The 19860-nt window shown below is 70.7% G+C and carries 23 protein-coding genes and 1 tRNA gene; 11 read left to right on the plus strand and 13 right to left on the minus strand.

The annotated features are described in order from the left end of the window. Nucleotides 1–52 precede the first annotated feature (52 nt). The gene (locus IFT90_RS12005) at nt 53–442 is read left to right on the plus strand and encodes a YchJ family protein (protein WP_192042457.1); all 390 of its coding nucleotides are present in this window, start codon (nt 53–55) and stop codon (nt 440–442) included. A 113-nt stretch (nt 443–555) separates the two neighbouring features. Here IFT90_RS12005 and IFT90_RS12010 read toward each other — a convergent pair whose 3' ends face one another. The 7 genes from IFT90_RS12010 to IFT90_RS12040 all read right to left on the minus strand — a co-directional run bounded on the left by IFT90_RS12010 (nt 556) and on the right by IFT90_RS12040 (nt 7796). Continuing rightward, nucleotides 556–954 carry a hypothetical protein gene (locus tag IFT90_RS12010; protein ID WP_123547067.1) on the minus strand — a complete coding sequence of 133 codons (399 nt, stop codon included), beginning with the start codon at nt 952–954 and terminating at the stop codon, nt 556–558. A 201-nt stretch (nt 955–1155) separates the two neighbouring features. Next, the gene (locus IFT90_RS12015; protein WP_192042458.1) at nt 1156–3234 is read right to left on the minus strand and encodes a chaplin family protein; all 2079 of its coding nucleotides are present in this window, start codon (nt 3232–3234) and stop codon (nt 1156–1158) included. A gap of 117 nt (nt 3235–3351) precedes the next feature. After that, entirely contained in the window at nt 3352–4428 is a 1077-nt protein-coding gene (locus IFT90_RS12020; RefSeq protein WP_192042459.1) for a hypothetical protein, read from the minus strand. A gap of 218 nt (nt 4429–4646) precedes the next feature. Further along, the gene (locus IFT90_RS12025; protein WP_192042460.1) at nt 4647–5168 is read right to left on the minus strand and encodes a GNAT family N-acetyltransferase; all 522 of its coding nucleotides are present in this window, start codon (nt 5166–5168) and stop codon (nt 4647–4649) included. 191 nt (nt 5169–5359) lie between these two features. Further along, the gene (locus tag IFT90_RS12030; protein ID WP_244644938.1) at nt 5360–6244 is read right to left on the minus strand and encodes a DUF429 domain-containing protein; all 885 of its coding nucleotides are present in this window, start codon (nt 6242–6244) and stop codon (nt 5360–5362) included. After that, complete coding sequence (locus tag IFT90_RS12035; RefSeq protein ID WP_192042461.1) at nt 6241–7122, minus strand: phosphatase PAP2 family protein; 882 nt, start codon at nt 7120–7122, stop codon at nt 6241–6243. Before IFT90_RS12035 ends, IFT90_RS12030 begins: the two co-directional genes overlap by 4 nt. Nucleotides 7123–7196: 74 nt before the next feature. After that, the gene (locus IFT90_RS12040) at nt 7197–7796 is read right to left on the minus strand and encodes a hypothetical protein (protein WP_192042462.1); all 600 of its coding nucleotides are present in this window, start codon (nt 7794–7796) and stop codon (nt 7197–7199) included. Nucleotides 7797–7990: 194 nt separating this feature from the next. Here IFT90_RS12040 and IFT90_RS12045 point away from each other — a divergent pair, with 194 nt between their 5' ends. Both IFT90_RS12045 and IFT90_RS12050 read left to right on the plus strand, forming a co-directional pair. Further along, nucleotides 7991–8278: a hypothetical protein gene (locus tag IFT90_RS12045; protein WP_192042463.1), complete on the plus strand. Its 288-nt coding sequence runs from the start codon at nt 7991–7993 to the stop codon at nt 8276–8278. Between the two features lie 162 nt (nt 8279–8440). Further along, nucleotides 8441–8513, plus strand: a tRNA-Arg gene (locus tag IFT90_RS12050). Nucleotides 8514–9794: 1281 nt separating this feature from the next. On the opposite strand, the gene IFT90_RS12055 is transcribed toward IFT90_RS12050, so the two are convergent. Beyond that, nucleotides 9795–10835, minus strand: a complete 1041-nt coding sequence (locus IFT90_RS12055; RefSeq protein ID WP_192042464.1) for a bile acid:sodium symporter — start codon at nt 10833–10835, stop codon at nt 9795–9797. 95 nt (nt 10836–10930) lie between these two features. On the opposite strand from IFT90_RS12055, the gene IFT90_RS17320 reads away from it, so the two are divergent. Then, nucleotides 10931–11332 (plus strand): MerR family transcriptional regulator, encoded by a 402-nt coding sequence (locus IFT90_RS17320; protein ID WP_192042465.1) that lies wholly within the window; start codon nt 10931–10933, stop codon nt 11330–11332. A gap of 134 nt (nt 11333–11466) precedes the next feature. On the opposite strand, the gene IFT90_RS12065 is transcribed toward IFT90_RS17320, so the two are convergent. The 3 genes from IFT90_RS12065 to IFT90_RS12075 all read right to left on the minus strand — a co-directional run bounded on the left by IFT90_RS12065 (nt 11467) and on the right by IFT90_RS12075 (nt 13048). Beyond that, nucleotides 11467–11655, minus strand: coding sequence for a hypothetical protein (locus IFT90_RS12065; protein WP_192042466.1), 189 nt, complete (start codon nt 11653–11655; stop codon nt 11467–11469). Nucleotides 11656–11728: 73 nt separating this feature from the next. Next, nucleotides 11729–12187, minus strand: coding sequence for a hypothetical protein (locus IFT90_RS12070; protein WP_192042467.1), 459 nt, complete (start codon nt 12185–12187; stop codon nt 11729–11731). A 225-nt stretch (nt 12188–12412) separates the two neighbouring features. After that, a complete protein-coding gene (locus IFT90_RS12075) occupies nt 12413–13048 on the minus strand; it encodes an isochorismatase family protein (RefSeq protein WP_192042468.1) in 636 nt (211 codons plus the stop codon). A 119-nt stretch (nt 13049–13167) separates the two neighbouring features. Here IFT90_RS12075 and IFT90_RS12080 point away from each other — a divergent pair, with 119 nt between their 5' ends. Further along, nucleotides 13168–14115, plus strand: a complete 948-nt coding sequence (locus IFT90_RS12080) for a helix-turn-helix domain-containing protein (protein ID WP_192042469.1) — start codon at nt 13168–13170, stop codon at nt 14113–14115. Between the two features lie 69 nt (nt 14116–14184). Then, nucleotides 14185–14853 (plus strand): HAD hydrolase-like protein, encoded by a 669-nt coding sequence (locus tag IFT90_RS12085; RefSeq protein ID WP_192042470.1) that lies wholly within the window; start codon nt 14185–14187, stop codon nt 14851–14853. 78 nt (nt 14854–14931) lie between these two features. On the opposite strand, the gene IFT90_RS12090 is transcribed toward IFT90_RS12085, so the two are convergent. After that, nucleotides 14932–15417, minus strand: a complete 486-nt coding sequence (locus IFT90_RS12090) for a GNAT family N-acetyltransferase (protein WP_192042583.1) — start codon at nt 15415–15417, stop codon at nt 14932–14934. 73 nt (nt 15418–15490) lie between these two features. Next, complete coding sequence (locus IFT90_RS12095; RefSeq protein WP_192042471.1) at nt 15491–16339, minus strand: SDR family oxidoreductase; 849 nt, start codon at nt 16337–16339, stop codon at nt 15491–15493. A 65-nt stretch (nt 16340–16404) separates the two neighbouring features. Here IFT90_RS12095 and IFT90_RS12100 point away from each other — a divergent pair, with 65 nt between their 5' ends. The 5 genes from IFT90_RS12100 to IFT90_RS17605 all read left to right on the plus strand — a co-directional run bounded on the left by IFT90_RS12100 (nt 16405) and on the right by IFT90_RS17605 (nt 19847). Further along, a complete protein-coding gene (locus tag IFT90_RS12100; protein WP_192042472.1) occupies nt 16405–16788 on the plus strand; it encodes a helix-turn-helix domain-containing protein in 384 nt (127 codons plus the stop codon). A 138-nt stretch (nt 16789–16926) separates the two neighbouring features. Beyond that, nucleotides 16927–17439 carry a hypothetical protein gene (locus IFT90_RS12105; protein WP_192170322.1) on the plus strand — a complete coding sequence of 171 codons (513 nt, stop codon included), beginning with the start codon at nt 16927–16929 and terminating at the stop codon, nt 17437–17439. 189 nt (nt 17440–17628) lie between these two features. Further along, nucleotides 17629–18510 (plus strand): thioredoxin domain-containing protein, encoded by an 882-nt coding sequence (locus IFT90_RS12110; protein WP_192042474.1) that lies wholly within the window; start codon nt 17629–17631, stop codon nt 18508–18510. A gap of 63 nt (nt 18511–18573) precedes the next feature. Then, the gene (locus IFT90_RS12115) at nt 18574–18954 is read left to right on the plus strand and encodes a BlaI/MecI/CopY family transcriptional regulator (protein WP_192042475.1); all 381 of its coding nucleotides are present in this window, start codon (nt 18574–18576) and stop codon (nt 18952–18954) included. A gap of 50 nt (nt 18955–19004) precedes the next feature. Continuing rightward, the gene (locus IFT90_RS17605; RefSeq protein WP_192042476.1) at nt 19005–19847 is read left to right on the plus strand and encodes a M56 family metallopeptidase; all 843 of its coding nucleotides are present in this window, start codon (nt 19005–19007) and stop codon (nt 19845–19847) included. Nucleotides 19848–19860: the final 13 nt, after the last annotated feature.

The raw sequence follows: 19860 nt of genomic DNA on the forward strand, positions 1-19860 counted from the left end.
CTGCGCTCGGTCGGCTGCACGTCGGCCCGCCGGGGTCGGCGATGATGGACGGATGGACGACTCCGCACGCTGCCCCTGCCTGAGCGGCGAGACCTACGGGGCGTGCTGCGGGCCCCTGCACGCGCACGTCGTGCCGGCTCCCACCGCCGAGCGGCTGATGCGCTCGCGGTACTCCGCGTTCGCCGTCGGCGACGCCGCATGGCTGCTCGAGACGTGGCACCCGTCGACCCGCCCGGACGAGCTGGAGCTCGACCCGACGGCGCGGTGGTTCCGGCTCGACGTGCTGCGGACCGAGCGCGGCGGGCCCCTCGACGACCAGGGCGTCGTCGAGTTCGCGGCGCACCGCCGGGTCGACGGGGACGCCGAGGTGCAGCGCGAGGTCAGCCGGTTCGTCCGCGACCGTTCGCGCCGATGGCTGTACGTCGACGGCGTGCCCGGCTAGCTGGCGCTCGGCGGCGCGGGCTAGCCGGCGCTCGGCTGGCCGAGCCGACGAGAAGTGCTCTCCGAGGTGTCGCCGAGGGCAGTTCTCGCCGGTTGACCGGGCTGAGGCCTGGACTAGGGCTGCGGGGTGCCCTGCGGGTGCGCGCCGGGGTCGAGCTGCCCGCCCGTCGACGCACGGCCGAGGGCGTGGGCGAGCTCGGCGAACGCCTCCTGCGACCGGGCCGCCCCGAGCGCCCCGCCCTTGACGAGGCCGGTGCCGAGGTCGCGGCTGAGGCGCACCACGAGGCGGTCGGAGTCGTCGACGAAGTACTGCAGCCACAGCACGACGTGGAACGCCTTGCCGGCGAAGACCCCCAGGAACAGCGTCTTGGTGAGGTCGCCGCGCACGGCCTTGGTGCTGCCGTTCGGCATCTGCTCGAGCCGGAACCCCTGCGCCTGGGCCACGTGGTCGACGAGCCTCCGCGAGTCGTCGTGCGGTCCCGTGAAGAAGTAGTCGTAGCTGCTGTCGGCCATGCGTCCCCCGTGTGGTTCCCCTGTCGCCCGAGCGGGCTCCGAGCGACAACCTAGCGCCACGCGCCGTGCTCGGACGCGTCCGCGCACGGCGACGCACCGCAGGCCCTGAACCGGTCTGCGGTGCGCCGCCGTGCGGAGCTGTCGCTGTTGCTGCCGCCGTTGCTGTTGCCGTCGCGGTCGCAGGTGCGATCGCGTCGTCGCTCAGGCGCGTGCCCGGCGGCGAGCCGCGAGCAGCAGTCCGAGCCCGGCGAGCAGGGCCAGCAGGCCGGCCGCGAGGCCGCCCGTCGACTCGCTGCCGGTGAACGCGAGGGCCGAGGTGTCGGCCGCCGCGGCGACGGGCTGACCAGCCGAGGAGGCGGTCGAGACGAACACGGTGCGTCCCGCCGTCGAGGCGGTCACCACGCCGGTGCCGGAGTTGGTCGTCACGACGACCTCGCCACCGCCGGTCGTCGGGACGTCGCCGTCACCCTCGGTCGTCGGGGTGGTGGGGTCCGACGGGTCGAAGGGGAAGGCGGGCGTCACGGGGACCACCGGGGTGCCGGGGTCCGTCGGGTCGACGGGGGTGCCGGGGTCGACGGGCGTGGTGCCGGTGGTGCCCGTCGTGTCGGTGCTGCTGTCGCCGACGACGGTCACGGCGTTGCCGCCGAGGTCGATCGGGATCGTGATGACGGGGATGATCTGGGTGCCGCCGCCGATGCCGTCGTCGCCCGAGGTGGTGCCGCCGGTGCCGGTGCCGGTGGCGGGCGTGGTGCTGGTGCCCGTTCCCGTGGTGGTGCCGGTGCTGCTGCTGTCGCCGATGACGCTGACGGCGTTGCCGCCGGCGGTGACCGGAGCGTTCACGACAGGCACGATCTGGGTGCCGCCGGCGATGCCGTCGGTGCCCGAGGTCGTGCTGCCGGTGCCGGCGGCGGGCGTGGTGCTGGTGCTGGTGCCCGTGCCGGTGGTGGTGCCGGTGCTGCTGCTGTCGCCGATGATGCTGACGGCGTTGGCGCCGGCGGTGACGGGAGCGGTCACGACGGGGACGATCTGGGTGCCGCCGGCGATGCCGTCGGTGCCCGAGGTCGTGGTGCCGGTGCCGGTGCCGGGCGTGGTGCTGGTGCCCGTGCCCGTGCCGGTGGTGGTGCCGGTGCTGCTGCTGTCGCCGATGATGCTGACGGCGTTGCCGCCTCCGGTGATCGGTGCCGTGATCACGGGCAGGACCTGGGTGCCGCCGAGGATGCCGTCGGTGCCGGTGGTGGTGCTGCCCGTGCCGGTCGCAGGCGTGGTGCCCGTGCCGGTGGTGGTGCCGGTCGAACTGCTGTCGCCGATGACGCTGACGGCGTTGCCGCCTCCGGTGACGGGAGCAGTCACGACGGGTGCGATCTGGGTGCCGCCGGCGATGCCGTCGTCGCCCGAGGTGGTGCCCGCCGAGCCTGCTCCGGACGAGCCCGAGCCCGTCGTGGGCGTCGTGCCCACGGCCGGCGTGGTGCCGGTCGAGCTGCTGTCGCCGAGGATGCTGACGGCGTTGCCGCCGACCGTGACCGGCACCGAGACGCCGGGGACGATCTGCGTGCCGCCGAGGACGGAGTCCTCACCGCTCGTCGTCGCCCCGGAAGTCGCCGGGGTCGACGTGGTCGGGGTCGTCGTCGCCGGCGCACCGACGTCCGTGCTGGAGCTGTCGCCGAGGAGCGACAGCCCGTTGCCGGAGATCGTCACCGGCAGGGCGACGTCGACGAGTGCCTGGGTACCGCCGCCGATCGAGTCGCTGCCGGAGGTGGTCGCCGCGGGGGCCTCGACCGGTGCGGTCGGAGCCGGGGCCGGAGCAGCAGGAGCGGGCGCGGCCGGAGCCGTGCTGGCCGTGTCGCCGACGACCGAGATCGCGTTGTCGGTGACCGTGATCGGCACGTCGACCGAGACGATTCCCTGTGTGCCCGAGAGCAGACCCGAGTCGCCGCTGGTCGTCGTGACCGGGGCGGGAGCAGGAGCGGGAGCCGGCGCGGGTGCCGGTGCCGGTGCGGGTGCGGGTGCGGGTGCCGGTGCCGGTGCGGCAACAGGCGCAGGGGCCGGTGTCGCTGCGGCAGCAGGCGCAGCGGGTGCCGTCGCGGCGCTGTCGCCGACGACCGAGATCGCGTTGCCGAGTGCCGACACCGGGGCGTCGACGACGGCCTGGACCTGGGTGCCCGAGAGCAGCCCGTCGTCTCCGGTGGTGGCAGGTGCCGCGTTCGCGGCGGTGGTTCCGAGGGCCCAGATGCCCCCGACGAAGAGCGCTCCGGTGAGCCCTCTCGAGACGTACTTGTTCATGACGAACTCCAAGACGATGTGAGGTGTGGTGCCGCGGTCTCGCGGCGTGGTCGCGTGTGTCGTCAGCAGGCAGGTGCCGGCTGCGGGTGCAGCAGGGCCCTGACGACGCGACCGACCTCAGTCGGGGGAGCTGTCGGTGTCGTACGTGGGCGTCGACGGGAGATCGTCGTCGCCGTCCGCGGAGCCCGCCGAGACGGCGAGAACGGGGAGCGAGGAGGGGCGGGCCGCGTCGCCGACGACGGCTCCCGCCGAGCCGGCACCCGCGCCGGCCGAGCCGGAGCCGGTCGACCCGGTGCCGCCCGAGGGCAGGCCCGGGAGGCCGTCGTCGCCGAGGGGCGAGCGGTCGTCGCCGGGCAGGGGAGAGACCGGAGCCGGGGTGCCCGCGCCTGCGGGAAGAGCAGCACCGGCAGCGGCCCCATGCGCCGCGATGCGGTCGCGCAGGATGCTGGCGGAGTCGGCCGCGACCACGTCAGCAGAGCCGGCCGTCGCCTCGTCGGCCAGGGCCGCGGCGGCCGCGTCGTCGCCGGCCGCGATGCCGCTGGCAGGAGTCGAGGGGAGCGAGCCGCCGACGTGCGCACCGGGCGTGCCGGGCCGGTCGGGCAGGGGAGTCGTCACGGGCCGTACCGGCACGCCGGGCAGACCCTCAGCAGGTGCTGCCGCCGCGTCACCTGTGCTGCCGAGCGCGGTGTCCACGACGCCGGCGACGGGGGCCGTGACGGTCGAGACCGGTGCCTGGCCGACGACGGCGGGGACGACGGGAGTGGCGGCGACGACCGTGTCGACGACCTGCGCGACCGGGGCCACGACGCTCGAGACGGGAGCCGCGGCGGCCACCTGCTGAACGGCCTGCGGCACCACCGGCGCCACGGCCTGGACGACCTGCTGCGCCGGGGGAGCGACCGCGGTGGCCTGGGTGGCGACCTGCGCGACCGTCGACACCGCGCCTCCTGCGGTCGTCCCTACGGCGGCGACGGGAGCGTCGAGCGACTGCGCGACGCCCTCGACCGCGGACGTGACGCCGCCGAGCAGCGACGAGTCGGCCGGGGGAGGGGCCGGTGCCGCCGACGCGGACGTCGACGAGAAGAACAAGCTCAGCACGACTGCCGCGAGAGCGACGAGGCCGGAGACCACGAGGAGGCGCACGAAGGAGAGCGCGGCCGGTCGCCGCATCGTCCCCTCGGCCGTCTGATCCACGGCACACCTTCTTCGGTCGCTGAGCTGCTGCCGGGGTGGTTGGGCCCGGCCGACGGGGGTGGTGGCCCCCGCTGTGCCCCTTTTCTACGCCGGTGTGCCTCAGATGTCCACGAAGATCCCTCATTTGTACCCCTGGATCCGCCTGGGCATCTCCTGTGGAGGAGGCACGACGTCGGACGGCGTCCGCGCGAGGCCGAGAGGGACCGCCCGGCCCGGGATCAGGCGAGCGGCAGCCTGAGCTCCAGCTCGCGGCTCGCGGGGTCGAGCACGTACGGCACGGTGACGCCGGTCGGCTCGAAGCCCCGACGGCGGTAGTACGCGATCGCCCGCGCGTTGTCCTCGTGGACGTGCAGCGTCAGCGCCGAGCCCTCGGTGCGCGCCCACTCGACCACCGTGTCGAGCAGGGCGTCGGCGACCCCCGCCTCCGTGCCTCGCCGGCTCGGTCGCACGTAGACGCCGACGAGCATCGGGCTGCCGGGCGCGTCGAGGTAGCCGCCCATCGTGCCGAGCCACTCGCCGGTCTCGTCGTCGATCGCGGCGACCATCACGCTGTGCGGCGCCTGCCCACGGGCGCCGCGCGAGCGCCACTCGGCCTCGCCGTGCGTCAGCCCGGTGGCGAGGGTCTCGCCGTAGGCCATCGGGGTGTCCTCGAGCATCTCGAGCCGCAGGTCGCGCACCTGCTGCCAGTCGTCGGCGGTCGTGCGGCGGATCGTGACGGTGCTCGGGACGCGCGGGCTCATGCGCCCAGCGTGCCACGCGCTGCGCGCCGCGTGCCGCCCGTCACTTGCCCGCTCGTGCGGCCGCTTCCGCACTGCACCGGGTTTCGTGCACTGCACCGCGTCTAGACCTGGTGCGGTGCACGAACCCCGGTGCAGTGACTGCGGCAGGGCGCCAGACCCGGTGCGGTGCACGAAACACGGTGCGCGCGACCTCAGCGCCGGGCGCGCCCGACGGGCACGGTGCCCTCGGGCGCGGCGAGCCGTTGCACCTCGCGCGCGGGTGAGATCAGCGTCGCGCGCCGGCCGAGCGCATCGGGCTCGGCGGCCGCGCCGAGCACCTGCATCCGCTCCGGGCGGCGGGCGCGCATCGACGCCGTCCACGCGCAGACGAGCGCGTCGAGCAGGTCCTCGCGGTGCTTGTACGGCCGGTCGACGAGCGGCGACGGCTCGTCGACGAGGAGGCGCGACACCGGGTGCGAGAGCAGCCGCAGCGGCGGGTCGGCCGATTCGAGGGCGGCCAGGCGCGAGATCAGGTCGTCGCAGGCGACCGCGCGTGCGCCGCGCCGCTCCTCCGCGGCGACGGTCGTGTCGGGACGCTTGTAGCGCGGCCGGCGCTCGTCGTAGCCGAGCTCCGGGGCGCCGACGAGCGTCGTGTACGGGTAGCACTCGAAGTAGGAGACGGCGTCGGCCGGCACCGTCGCGACACCGTCGTCGTACACGGCACCGGCAGCGGCGAGACGCTCGCCGAGGGTGCGTCCACCGAGCCACGGCAAGGAGGCGCTGGAGGCGTTCGCCGACACGTGCCACCGTCCGTACGCCCGGCCCACGAGCCGTTCGCTCGGCCGCATGCCGGTCGCGTTCGGCACCAGCACGGGGGCGTCGATCGCCACGTGCGACCCCGGGGTGGCCCAGTGCAGCACCCACTCGGTCACCTCGTCGACGCCGCGGGCCCAGCCGGCGTCGAGCACGGTCCCGTCGGCGGCGATCACCGCCAGGCCCGTCTCGTTCGCGGGCTTCGTCGGGGTGGAGTCGCGCCAGGCGAGGTCGACGCCGAGGTAGCGCGGGGCGTCGGCCGTCACGACCGTCCCGTCGGTCACGAGCGGCGGTCGAGCTTCCAGCCGACCCAGGCGGTGACGAGCACGACCCCGGCCGCGGCGAGCCGGGCGCCCGTCAGCACGCCGCTGCCGGTGGAGGTCGTCACGCTCATGTCGCTGCCGATCCCGATGCCCCAGACGAGACCCGAGATCGTGAGGCAGGCGACGAGTGCGAGCCCCAGCAGGCCGGAGGTGAGCGCGAAGGCCTTGGGCCCGACCGCGTCGACGGCGGCGGGGCTGCGGAGGCGGCCGCGGGCCCTCCCTGCGAGGCGCGAGGCGGTGAAGCGGACGGCGGCGAGCCAGAAGAGGGCGACGGCGCAGGCGCCGACGATGTCGCTCGAGCGGTGCCAGCCGTAGGCGACGGTCTGCTCGGCGACGATCGCGGCGAAGGCCGTGCCGATGAGGAACACGAGGGGGCGCACGTGGCGTCCGAACGCCGTCATCACGGCGAAGAGGGCGGCGACGGCGATCGTCGTGTGGCCGCTCGGGAAGCTGTTGCCGTACAGCTCGCCGGTGAGGTCGGGGCGCGGCACGAGCTGCTTGAGCACCTGGGTCGTCACCGTCGCGCCGATGATGAGCACGCCCGACTGCAGGGCCGCGCCCGGCCGTCGTCGGAGGAACGCGACCAGCATCGTCAGGCCGACGAGCAGCATGAGCGCCGCGGGCGAGATCGCGTCGAGCGCGGAGCCGGAGCCGAGGAGGCGGTCGTCGTCGACCGAGCTGAGGATGCTGTCCTCGACGGACTGGCCCGTCTCGGTCAGCACGGCCATGACGTACACGCCGCCGAACGCGACGACGGAGGCGCTCGCCGCGACGATCCACCGGGCCGACCCGTGTCGCCGGACGGCGCTCGAGGTCGGGAGAACGGGGGCTGCAGTCACTTCCCCATAGAACAGCACCCCTCCTGGACGCCGCCTCACACCCGCCTGGTGATGCGTCGAGAAGGGCTGTGGACTCACAGGGAGCGGTCGGCCCGGCGCAGCTCGGCCCGGAGCACGCGGACGCGACGGAGGCGGTGCAGGCTCGCGAACGGGGAGACGACGGTCAGCAGCCCGAAGAAGACGAGGCCGGCCCAGGGGATCCAGGTCGGGAGGGGCGCGTCGTCCGGTGCCCGCGGGAGAAGGAGCAGGACCACGTTGAGGCCGACGAACAGGGCGAACTCGAGGGTGAAGAGCCAGATGCCGCGCCGCGCCCAGGTCTCCTGCCGGGCGAGGATCGGATCCCAGGTCGCTACGTCAGCGCGGTGGGGGACGCGGCCGGTCTTCACGGCGCGGGCGATCCGGACGGCCTGGTCCGCGCCTCCCTGCTGTGACCAGGTCCAGGCGATGAGCAACGTCATGGTGACGCTGAACGACAGCCCCGAGGCCAGGCCCGTCGCGACCGCGGCGGCGACGCCCACCCCGGACGGGACGTCCGCGAGGGGAGCCAGGACGGCCACGACGGCGGCCATCGCCCCGCCGAAGACCACGGTCATCGCGAGGAAGAGCAAGAGCAACGTGCGGCGTCGTGGCGCCTCGAGCACGTGCTCCCTGATCCAGCCGCGCCGCTCGTCCACCCGTCGACCCTGGCACGGTCGGACACCCGCGCCGACTGCGGACGCGCACGCTCACCCGTCGACCCACCTGGTCGGTCGCCCGTGCTCTCGCTCGGGTCGGCGTCCTGGCCGTCCTCCTGGGAGGCGCGGAGGTCGCCGGAGCATGATCGACGCACATCAGCCGACACGGTCGGCTCGACACGAGGAGGCGCTCGATGAGCACCACGAACAGCAACGAGCCGCAGCAGGGCGGGGTCACCGACGAGACTGCCGAGTTCGGCGACCGCTCGCAGGTCCCCGTCGCGGGCAGCACCGAGAACCACGGCGACGTGGAGCAGCCCGTCGCGCCCGGCACCGACGACGAGCCCGACCACCTCACGGGTCGCGAGGCCACCGGCGACGTGCTCGACCGCACGGGATCGGTCGACGCCTCCGACGTCGACGACCTGCTCGGCCGCCGCGAGGACCGCGACGACGACCACGAGGGCCCGCGCGCCCCGTAGCTCGCGATCGATGTGACGCGTGTGAGGGGTCTGCTCGCCGCAGATGCCCTCGTCGCGTCACATGGTTCGCTACAGAGCAGGACCGAGACGAGGAAGCGCCCTCGATTCGCGAGGACGCCCTCGGTCGTGTAGTGTTTCCCCCGGCCATTCGGCCGAGGAAATGCGCCTGTAGCTCAACGGATAGAGCATCTGACTACGGATCAGAAGGTTGGGGGTTCGAGTCCCTCCAGGCGCACAGAACATCAGGAATGACCCGATCTGAGATCGGGTCATTCGTCATTTCAGGGCCCGGTCGCACAAAACTCGCCTTAAACGTCAGGTCTTCGCGCCGATGCTTGCTCTCGTCCAGTCTCGCTCTGGCGGGAGAATTTTCGGGAATGGGCACGCTTACCGCTAAACCGGTAGCGCTGAACTACTCTCGCCGGTACTCCGACGCTGTTGCTCACGGGCAGGGCGATCGTGTTGTCAGCGTTAATCAGCTGCCAGACGTGCGCCTTGGCGGTGAGTTCTCATTTACGACGGCAGCGCCAAAGGATGGACGAGCCGCGGGCGTGCCGGTCGACAATGCTCGGTCCAGCATCGTCGTCTGTAGTCAAACAACCGTCGCGGTCCAGGCTAGCCAAGTTGACCGGCAGCTGAGCGGACCCGAGTCCAAGTACCCAGGGGTACAGATGGCTCGAGTAGCGAAAATCATCAGCAGCACGTGAGCACAGCTGTCGGTGCTTGCTGGGAAGCTGAGCCTATGGATGATGTCGTAACCCCCCAGGTTGCCCAACTTGCAACGCAGCTCGCCGCCAGCGCCGCTCGAAACACGGCAACGGCAATCGCGGACAAGATCGGCGTGCTCCGCGCGTCGAAAGATGCAGTCGACCGCACCGACGCCCTTGAGCAGAGCGCGAGCGGGATTCCTCATCGTGGAGCCCGCCGTCAAGACGGGCGACACGTACCGATGGGCTCAGTGCACCGGCGGCAGCCGCACTCCACTACTCGTCGAGGTGGGCTTCGACAGCGGCGTAGGGATCGTCGCCCCGGCTGGCTCACCGTCTGCCGAACCCTGAACCGACCCCGTCGACGAAGTGACGCACGGTTGCCCACGGGGTCATTCCAGAAGACTCTGGGAATCGCCATCGGACCTCGGCTTCGGCTGCCTGCGACAGTTCTATAAGTTCTGGGTCTCGTTGAGAGCAATCGGTAGCGAACTGCATCTCGGTTCATGCGCGGCAATGCGACTCGCGAAAAGCGGGTTCGCGCGTTCTGCACGATGAGTGCAGGCTCGGACTCACGACGTTCAGCCGGAATATCCTCCTGTCATAAGGCTCTGACGTCATGGTTCGGCGACCGCCGAATGCTGAGTCAGAGTGTGGGGGCGGGCACGACTGGCTGTGGCCGTGACCGAGGAGCGGTGGGGGCAGGGCCGTTGGGGATCCCCGGTTACTGCGCTGGCTCGGGACACTAAGCTCGCCTCACGCATTCGCTCGCACGCGGCGCAGTCCTAGGGCAGTCGGGACATGGACGCTTACCGTCGGGAGTTGGTCGTCTTAAACCGTCTATCGAGACGCTTCTCTGGCTCGCTGGCTGGCTCGGGTCTAGTCTCGCGGCCCTGGCTCGGGACTAGGCGAGGGATGAGCCGGACGAAGATCACCATGCCGATGAGTTCGACGAGCGTCTGGGTCACGACAACCACCGGAGCAAGCGACAGCGATGACGGCAAGGCCAGCGCGAGCGGCAAAACCACGAGCGAGTTCCTGGTCGCACCGCTGAACACCAAAGCACGGGTCGCTGGCACGTCGAGCCGGAAGATGCGGCCGGCACCAACGCCGAGCGCTGCCATAACGACGAGGAACCCGGCGTAGATCGGCACCAGCACGAGCAGCTGCCCCAGGGAGTCCCCGACGGCTCCCGCTTGCGAGGCCACGACGGTGAACAGGGTCGCCATCATCAGCGGCACCATCAGGCCCAGCATCGTCCGCTCGATCACGACACCGGATCGGTGTCGCCGGGCGAGTGCCTGCACGAGCGCGGCCGCGGTGAGCGGGACGACGATCAGGAGGAGGAAGGCCCGGGCGAAGGGGCCGACCTCGACTACCGCGACGCCCTCTGGGCCGATGAACAGCAGCAGGTACAGCGGCAGGAGCAGGATCTGCGCCAGCATGAGCAGCGGTGCCGCAGCGAGGAGCCGTTCTGACGCGCCGCCAGCAAGGCCGGCGAAGACGATCACGTAGTCGATGCACGGGGTCAGCAGCACCAGCAGCACCCCGAACAGCAGTGCCGGCTCGGCCGCAACGAACCGGGACAGCCCGTAGGCAACGAGGGGGACGACGCTGAAGTTCAGCACCCCGACCGCGGCGAGGAATGGTCCGTCTCGGAGGGACTTCCCGATCGCGGCGAACGGGACTCCGAGGAACGTCGCGAACAGCAGCAGCGCGAGCACAGGCTCGATCGTTGCCTCTAGGTGGTGTGCTCCCGGCACGGTGAGGCCGACGATGCTGGCAACCGCGATCGCCACCAGGTAGAGGCCGATCTGCCGGTGTTCGAGCCAGGAAACGACCGCGTTCACGGCAGGACCGATGTGGAGGAGGTAGGCACGTCAGTGACCGTAGAGGTTCAAGCCGCTTGAAGGTCAAGCGGCGTCGGCGGCTCTAGGGTCGCGGTGTGCGAATCTCCGAGGTCAGTAAGCGCAGCGGCGTCTCCGCCACGGCGCTCCGGTACTACGAGTCCATCGGGCTTTTGACCCCAGCCAGGGCCCACAACGGGTATCGCGACTACAGCCCGGACGTGCTCAGCCGCCTCGACCTGATCGAAGCCAGCAAGGAACTCGGCCTGCCCCTCGATCAGATAGGCGCGCACCTCAGCACCATGGAGTCGACGTCCTGTACCGATGTCCGAGAGGCGCTACGGCCGCTCTTGGCAGAGCAGATGCGTCAGATCGAGGCGAAGCAGGCGCGCCTCGACCGGCTTCGGTCGCGTCTCGCTCGTGCGGAGCACGATCTGGCCGAGTGCCCAGATCGGTCTGAGCGGTGCTCGACCGAGTGCGTCTTCCGTTGCAGCGCCTAGGTGGCTGCCTGCGCCCGGAGAAAGATCGCTCACCGGATCGCGTGGCTTGGCCACCACCGTCACTTATGAGTGCGATCGGCTCGGGCGTTTCGAATGAAGCGCATGGCGAGTGATCCGGCTGTATAGATGGCGGCCTAGGCGAGGAAGGCGACCCAGACGGGCGGTTGCACGCGGTCGATGAGAAACCAGAAGAGGCCACCGCCGACGAAGATCAAGGCGAGGTTGAGGAGGACGGTTCTTGCCGGCAGCCACGGCGTCGGGCGCTCAGTCACTGCGGTCGCATCGACGGAGCGAGCACGCGATAGTCCTTCATCGTCGCTCATAGGACGAGCATGCCCCACGACATGATCCGGCATCGAATATCGTCCCAGTAGGGGATGGTCCCTAGCGATGCGTTCAGGTGGCGTACTCCCTGTGCCACCAGGCCGACAAGTGGTCAAGGGTCGCCGTGGCTGCGCCGTCCAGACGCTCGCGAGTGTCTCCCCGATGAGCATCCGAGAGGACCGCATCGCCGATGCTCGCGGTGGTTTGCTGCACCACCGAGACGAGGGCGGCCGCGTACGCCCGCTCGGACATCGCGTTCGGTCCCGTGCCTGCGAGTTCAGCTGCCACCGCGGTCGTGACGTCGTCGTAGAACTCCAGGGCCCGACGTCGGAGCAGCGCACTGAGCCGACACTGCGCGGGGAACTCGCCCTTGGCCAATCCCTCGTCGTCCTCGACGTACCTGTCGATGTCCTCGAGGATGAGGGAGCGCAGGGCATCGGCGGGTGACTGCTGGGGGTCTCGCCGGGAGATCGCAGCCCGGATCTTCTCGAGCACTTCGTCTGCTCGGTCGAAGACGAGGTCGGGCACCATGCACCCCGTCGTTCCGGGGTGCATCGTCCACTTCGGGGTGCGGCACCCCGCCGTGCGCGCGGGCACCTCGCCGCGGCACGCACGCATCCCTCCCTGCGCAGTGGCCACCTGAAGCCGTTTCGCGGACGAGTCCGTCGAGCTAGGCAGTCGTTCGGAACACGCATTCGGTCGAACACTTCTTGGACCGGTCGGGGCACGCGGCTCAGTCGAGCAGGGCCTACCGGGTTACCGCGGAAAGCGCTCGGCACCGGACGTCGCGGAGGTGGGCAGGTTGTCCTTCGGGAGCGTTTCTCCCTCGGCCAGTGCGGTGATCCAGGCGTTTGTTGACTCGACGGCGGCGAAGTTCGAGTTCAACAAGGCCATGAGGGTCGTGTGGACGGTCTCCGCGTCGACGTGGCCGGCGTCGTTGCTGATGCTGATGGCTCCGGTCGCGTCAGAGAGGACCTCAGCGGCGATGCCGATGGTCTCTGCCTGGGCAGCGGAGGCGATGATGCAGTTGTTGGTCATGTAGCCGACGAGGGTGACAGTGTCGACGCCGTTCTCCCGAAGCCAGTCGACGAGGTCGGTCCCGGCGAAGACGGAGCCGTACTGCTTCGTGATCGCCTTCCAGGCGGGGGTGCGGCGCTGCTCGATCTCGGGGTGCAGCGCGAACCCGGGAAGGGTGGGGTTGAACACCGGGGCGTCGTCGCCTGATGTGTGCTGGACGACGACGACGGGGATGCCGTTCGCTTCAGCGGCATCGATGGCGGCGATGATCCGCGGGAGCGAATCCGTCGGGGCGGGGTACTGGATCTCCAGCGGGCCGGTGAAGTACTCCTGTTGGATGTCGACGAGGACGAGGGCGCGAGCGGGCGTGGTCATGGTGTGCTCCTAACAGATCAACTTCGGGGGATGACAACGATCCTGCGGTGTTCACAGAACGTCTGCCATTGGCACGCGTGCACACTTACGATGATTCCAGGCCAACAGGAAGGGGCATCGTGAGGATCGCCATCCATGCGTTCGACGGTGTAACGATGTTCCATCTCGCCGTTCCCCAGATGGTTTTCGACGAAGTGAGGAGGCAGGGCCTCGCCGACTGGGAAACGGTGCTCTTCGCCGACCGAGCGGGGTCGGTCCGGACGGCCGAGGGCTACGCCATCAGTGGCGTGCAAGGAGTCGACGCCACGTCGGACGCCGTCGTCGTCGTCGTGCCCTCCTGGATCGCGGACGGCCGGGAACCCAGACCGATCCTCCGGCAAGCTCTGCTCGCAGCCCACGACCGCGGCGCCACCATCGCAGGCCTTTGCCTCGGGGCCATCGCCGTGGCGGACCTCGGCCTCCTCGACGGTCGCCGCGCCGTTACGCACTGGCATGCGATCGACGCCCTCGACCGAAAGCACCCGCGGGTCGATGTTGACCCCGACGTCCTCTACCTCGATCACGGGGACGTCATCACTTCGGCAGGAACAGCCTCGGGCATCGACGCGTGCCTGCACATCGTCCGGACCCGCCTGGGCGCCGAGGCCGCGAACAAGGTCGCCAGGAGCCTGGTCGTCGCCCCTCACCGCGAAGGTGGCCAGGCGCAGTTCATCGAGCGCCCGGTTCCTCAGGACGGGGCGGACGATCCGATCGCGCGAGCGACTGCCTGGGCACTGCAGAACCTCGGCGACGATCTGGGGGTCGACAAGCTCGCTGCCGCCGCTCACCAGAGTCGACGGACCTTCATCCGTGCCTTCCGGGCGGCCACCGGGTCCACACCCGCCGCGTGGGTCAGATCGCGCCGACTCGACGAGGCGCGACGCCTCCTGGAGGCATCGGAGCTTCCCATCGGACAAGTCGCCGCAGTATGTGGCTTCGGCAACGCCGTGACCTTGAGGCAGAATTTCGTCAGCACCTTCGGCAGCACCCCGTCGAGCTATCGCAAGCGCTTCGCGACGGTCCTCTGACGTTCCGCTTCTCTCTTTCTCGAGAAAGGGGATGACAGGTGCTTTCCCGTCGCGAGGTCAGGAGACCACATGCAACACCGGCGGTACGACGTAGCCCTCTTCGACATCGACGGAACGCTCTGCGACCCGGGCTCGGGCATCACGGACGCTGCAGCTCACGCCCTGGCCCAGATGGGCTTCGTCGAGAACGACCCCCTTGCTCTGCGTCGATTCGTCGGCCCGCCCCTGGAGCACTCGTTCCGTGATCTCTACGGGTTCGACGCGGCGGCTGTGACCGAAGCTGTCGGGCACTACCGCGAGCACTACGCAGACGTGGGGATCTCCCAGTACCGTCCGTACCCGGGCGTCGGCGAACTCCTCGAGCGCCTGCTCGCTGCCGGGGTCGAACTCGGCGTGGTGACGGCCAAGATCCAGGAATTCGCCGAGGGTGCCTTGCAGACGGCAGGACTCCGTTCCTCCTTCACGACGGTGCACGGTCGTGCTCCCGACGACGTGGTCGCCAAGGTCGTCACGCTCCGCCGCGCGATGCAATCGAGACGCGCTGCGCCGGAACAGGTAGTGATGATCGGCGATCGCGAGCACGACGTGGAAGCCGCCCTGGAGAACGGCGTCGACGTGATCGGCGTGCTCTACGGCTTCGGGACTGCCGATGAGCTCCACCGCGCGGGCGCACGGATGACGGCGGCCGCGCCTCGACGAGTAGGAGACCTCGTCCTGGGCGGGTCCGTCCCGCAGTGACGACACGTGCCCCGCGGGCTTGCGTGCAAGCCCGCGGGGCACCTGTCGCGACTCGCCCCGGAGCTGGCAACGACCTCGTCAGACGAGCGGAGATCGACGTTCGATGAGGATCGTGTCGCGCCAGCGCCCCGCCTGAGGCCCGGACAGGGGTGCGGCGATCCGCTCTCGCCGACCCACCACCCGGAACCCCAGCTCGGCGTGGAGCGCGAGGCTGGCCGTGTTCTCGGGGAACACCACGCCCTGCAGGGTCCAGATGCCGGACGCTTCGGTCGACTCCACGAGGGCCAGGAGCAGAGCTCGCCCGACTCCCTTGCCTCGCGCGACGGCGTCGACGTACACCGAGTGCTCGACGACGCCGCCGTAGACGGCCCGGCGAGACACGGGAGAGACAGCAGCCCAGCCGACGACGCGGCCGGAGGCTGAGGCCGCGACGATCCGGTGCTCGGCGAGCCGAGAGGCGTCGAACTCGCCGGGAGTCGGGGGTGCTGACTCGAACGTCGCAACGCCTCCGTCGATCCCTTGCTGGTAGATCGAGAGCACGGCGGGGAGGTCCGCCTCGCTCATCGCGCGGAGTGCATACGTGTCGTCCATCGTGATCCCGTCGTTCAGCAGGCCCGGCGCTCAACCGTACTGAGCGTCAGCCCTGCAGGTCGACCAGCCACTTCTCGACGGAGCGAGGGCTGAGACCGAGGCGTTCCTGAGCGCTCGTCGCCGGGGCGATCAGCTCGGACTCCTGGGTGGCGCGCCAGCGGTACGAGTCGACGACCGGGTCGGAGCCGGCCTTGCCGAAGAGCGGCTCGATCAGGCTCCCGAAGTCGTCGGGCTCCTGGGACTCGAAGTGCACTTCGCGCCCGAGCTGCGCTGCGAAGCCGGCCGCGAGGTCCGCTCCCCGCAGTCCCGGAAGCGCGCCGACTCCGACGATGCCGGTGACCGACGTGTCGGCGAGCAGTCGTGCGACCACATCCGCGACGTCGAGGTGCGAGCTCCACGACACGGCGTAGTCCTCTCGGATCGGGTAGCGGAGCACGCCGTCCCTCTCGACGACAGACGTGACGGGAGGAAGCAGGAGGTTCTCGAGGAAGAGGCGAGGCGCGACGATCGCGACCGAGACGCCCGTCGCCGTCAGCCCGGCCGCCAGCGCGGCCACGGGGTTCTCACCCGAGCCGTCGTCCTCGGCCGAGTAGCCGCTGGTGGAGACGACCACCCGTGCGGGCCGTGCCTTGTCGACCGCGGCGACGATGTTGCGGGCGTGAGCGAGCTGCTGCTCACCAGTGCCGATCGGTAGGTGGACGAAGACGCCGTCCACGCCCTCGTAGGCGGCCGCCAGCGATGCGACGGAGGTGAGGTCGACGGCGACGGCGGTGCCGTCTCCCGAGTAGGTGGAGGGGTCGCGGACAGCCGCGGCAACGGAGGCGCCGGACTTGGTGAGCGCGGCAACGACGGGGGAGCCCTGGGCGCCCGTGGCGCCGTGGATGAGATAGGTCATGAAACCATTAGTGCATCTGGTGCATCGGTTACGTCAACTGCACTAATAGCCTAAGCTCGCTTTTCATGGCTTTCTGTGGGGATATCTGGCCCGAGTGCGGCATCGCGAAGTTCCTGACCCTGCTCGATGGCCCTTGGGCGACTCTCATCGTCCGGAACTTGCTCGAGGGGCCGGCGCGGTTCTCCGAGCTGAAGGAGTCGCTGCCGGGCATCAGCGCTCACACCCTGACGAACCGCCTCCGCAAGTTCGAGACGTCGGGCCTCGTCACCAGGACGGTGTACGCCGAGATCCCCCCGAGGGTCGTCTACGAGCTGACCCCGACGGGCCTGGGTCTCCGGCCCGTGCTCGAGTCGATGAACGCCTGGGCCCTGGCCGTCCCTGCCGTCGCGGACACCGAGGACGACGCCTCGACGACGAACGCCCACCAGCGCGCGGTGTCGGCCATCTAGGCTGAGAGCCGGAACGAGCGGGAGGCGGCCACAGTGCAGTCGAGATGGGGACGCCTGGCGCGTGGCTCATCGGCGACCCTGGCGGCGGTGACCCTGGCGGCGTTCTCGCACGTCGCGGGTGGGGGTTCCTCTCCTGGCGTGCTCGGTGTCGTCCTCGCGATCGGACTCTCGCTGCCGCTGAGCGTCGCCCTGGCGGGACGAGGGCCGTCGCTCGTCCGGCTCTCGATCGTCGTCGCCGTCTCCCAGGCGGCTTTCCATCTGCTCTTTTCCCTGGGCGGAGGAGGCGCCGCGCGCGTCGACGTCTCAGGTGGCGGGCACCACGCGCACGAGACGATGGTGCTCGCGGCCGACACATCGATGTCGTCGGGCACGATGCCCGCCATGCACCACGGCGGCGCCATGTGGATCGCGCATGCCGCGGCTGCGCTCGTCACCGTCGTCGGTCTCTGGCGTGGCGAGAGGGCTGTCTGCGCTGCCGTCGGCCTGGCGGACCAGGTACTCCTGACCGTGATCACGGTCTCGGGGATCGCGGCGACCACAGCACCGCAGATAGTGCGGCACCTCGTGCCGCGAGTCGCACGGATCGTCCCCCATGCGCTCCGCGCCGCGGTGCCCGCCCAGCCCCTCCGAGGGCCGCCGCTCCCCGCCTGATCCGAATTGATGCACGATGCGCCGAGAAGGCGCCTCGTGTGCTTCGCCGAAGCGTCCGCGCAGGCGAAGCTCCCCGCGCATCCTCGCCGTGGACGACGTCCCGGCATGCGCCCGTCTGCGTCCCTGCGACCGGACGAGACCTCATGGACACTCCGGCACCCCGTGCCGACGAGAACGAGACGAGTCATCTTGTCGACAACACAGAATTCTGAGACCAAGCGCGAACGACGGGAGTCGGCCCGCGAGAAGGCCCGCATCACCCGGGAGGCAGAAGCCAAGAGACGGCGCCGCAACAAGTGGGCCCTGCAGGGCGGCCTCGTCGTCGGCGTGCTCGCGGTGCTGGCCGTCGTCGCCCTGGTGATCACCCGGTCGATCGCACCCGCGGGCCCCGGCCCCCTCAACATGGCCAGCGACGGGATCGTGCTCTCGGGCGACGGCGCGACCGTCTCCGCCCTGTCGACGGACGCGACGCCCGCCGACGGCTCCCCCACGCCGTCCGCGGCCGGCACGGCCGAGAAGCCGAGCATCGTCGTCTACCTCGACTACATGTGCCCCTATTGCGGCCAGTTCGACACCACGAACGCCGAGCAGCTCGAGACCTGGGTCACGCAGGGCGTGGCCGACCTCGAGATCCACCCCCTCGGGTTCCTCGACAACGCGAGCCTCGGGTCGAAGTACTCGACCCGGTCGGCGAACGCCCTGGCCTGCGTCGCGAACTACCAGCCCGACACGGCGCTCGACGTCAACACCGCCCTGTTCGCGCAGCAGCCGGCCGAGAACACGACCGGCCTGACGAACGACGAGCTGGTCACGCTGGTCCAGGGCGCCGGCGCCGACGACCCAGACATCGCCTCCTGCATCACCGACGGGCAGTTCACCGACTGGGTCGCCTCCGCGACGGAGCGCGCGCTGAACGACCCGGTGCCGAACTCCGACCTCGCCGCGGTGTCCGCGACGCCGACCGTGCTGGTCAACGGCCAGCAGTACCAGGGCTCGCCGACCGACGCCGCCGCGTTCGCGAAGTTCGTGGCGCAGGTGTCGGGTGGGGCAACGGGCACGGAGGCGCCGTGAGTGCCGCGGAACCCCGAGCCGTCGTGACGATCGAGGGGGCCCTTGCCCGGATAAGATCGAGCGATGACCGACAAGTCCGACACTCCCGCCAAGCGTTCTCGCGGCGAGCTCGAGAACGAGGTCATGAGAGCCCTCTGGCGTGCGGGCGCGCCCGCCTCAGCGAAGGAGATCCAGGCGACCTTCGAGCACGACGCGACCCCGGCGATCACGACTGTGCTCACGATCCTGGATCGGCTCCACAAGAAGGGGTCCGTCAACAAGGCACCCGCGGCGGGCGGCGGATTCGTCTTCTCGGCGGCACAGTCGGAGTCGGAGTCTGCGGCGAGCACGATGGTCTCTGCACTCGTCGCGAGCAGCGACCGCAGCGCTGCGCTGCTGCGCTTCGCCGGGCAGCTCGACCCTCGCGACGTCGAGGCGCTACGGGCGGCGCTCGAGGCCGACTGACCCCTGGTGAACTGACCCCCGGCCGACTCACCTCGGGCGGGGTGATCTAGGTGGCGGTCGCCGTCACCGTGCTCGCCTGCATCGGGGCGTCACTTGTGCTGATCGTCGGTGCACCTTTCGTACTGGCCCATGGCCGCTGGCGGTTCCGCTTCCCGCGGCTGGCGCTCGCCTCCTGGTACACCGCGTTCCTTGGCGGCATTGCTGCGGCTGCTCTCGGGCTCGTCAACTCGATGGCAGCGGTCGCGTTCTCTCGGGAGGCCCCGTCGGGCCCGATGGGCGGTTGGTTCGCGTCGACGGTGCTGGTCGTGGTCGGTTGGGGCGGTCTCGTCGCCGTCGGGGGGCTGGTGGCGCTCGTCACGACGCGGTTCGAGCCGCTCGCGGCGACGGACCGGGCCCTGCACCAGCAGATGGCGCTGGTGGCTGCCTGCCACCCGAGTACACGGGTGCGAGGGGTGGACGTGACCGTGGTGCCCTTCGACCGCGCCTTCGCGATGAGCATCCCGGCCCCGAGCAACCGCGTGCTCGTCACGACGGCGCTCGAGCGGGCTCTGACCGCTGTCGAGCTGGCGGCGGTCGTCGAGCACGAGCGGACGCATCTGCGGCAACACCACGGCGTGATCGCGCAGCTCGCGCAGCTCAACAGGGCGTGCACTCCGGGCCTGGCTGGAGCCCGTCACCTCGAGCGCACCACCAGGATGCTCGTCGAGCTCATCGCCGACGACGCGGCCGCGCGGCGCCTGGGAGCCGTGCACACCGCCAACGCGCTGGTCAAGATGGCGCACCTGGCCGAGGACGAGTCGTTGACGCTCCGCGCTCGTCGCCTCGTGGACGCCAGCAACCGGCACGCACCCTCCCACCGGCGGTCTCTGCTGGCGGTACGCGTGCAGGGCTGACCGACGTCAGCGG

The sequence above is a fragment of the Frigoribacterium sp. CFBP 8766 genome, assembly GCF_014841435.1.
In the GTDB taxonomy this organism is placed as follows: domain Bacteria; phylum Actinomycetota; class Actinomycetes; order Actinomycetales; family Microbacteriaceae; genus Frigoribacterium.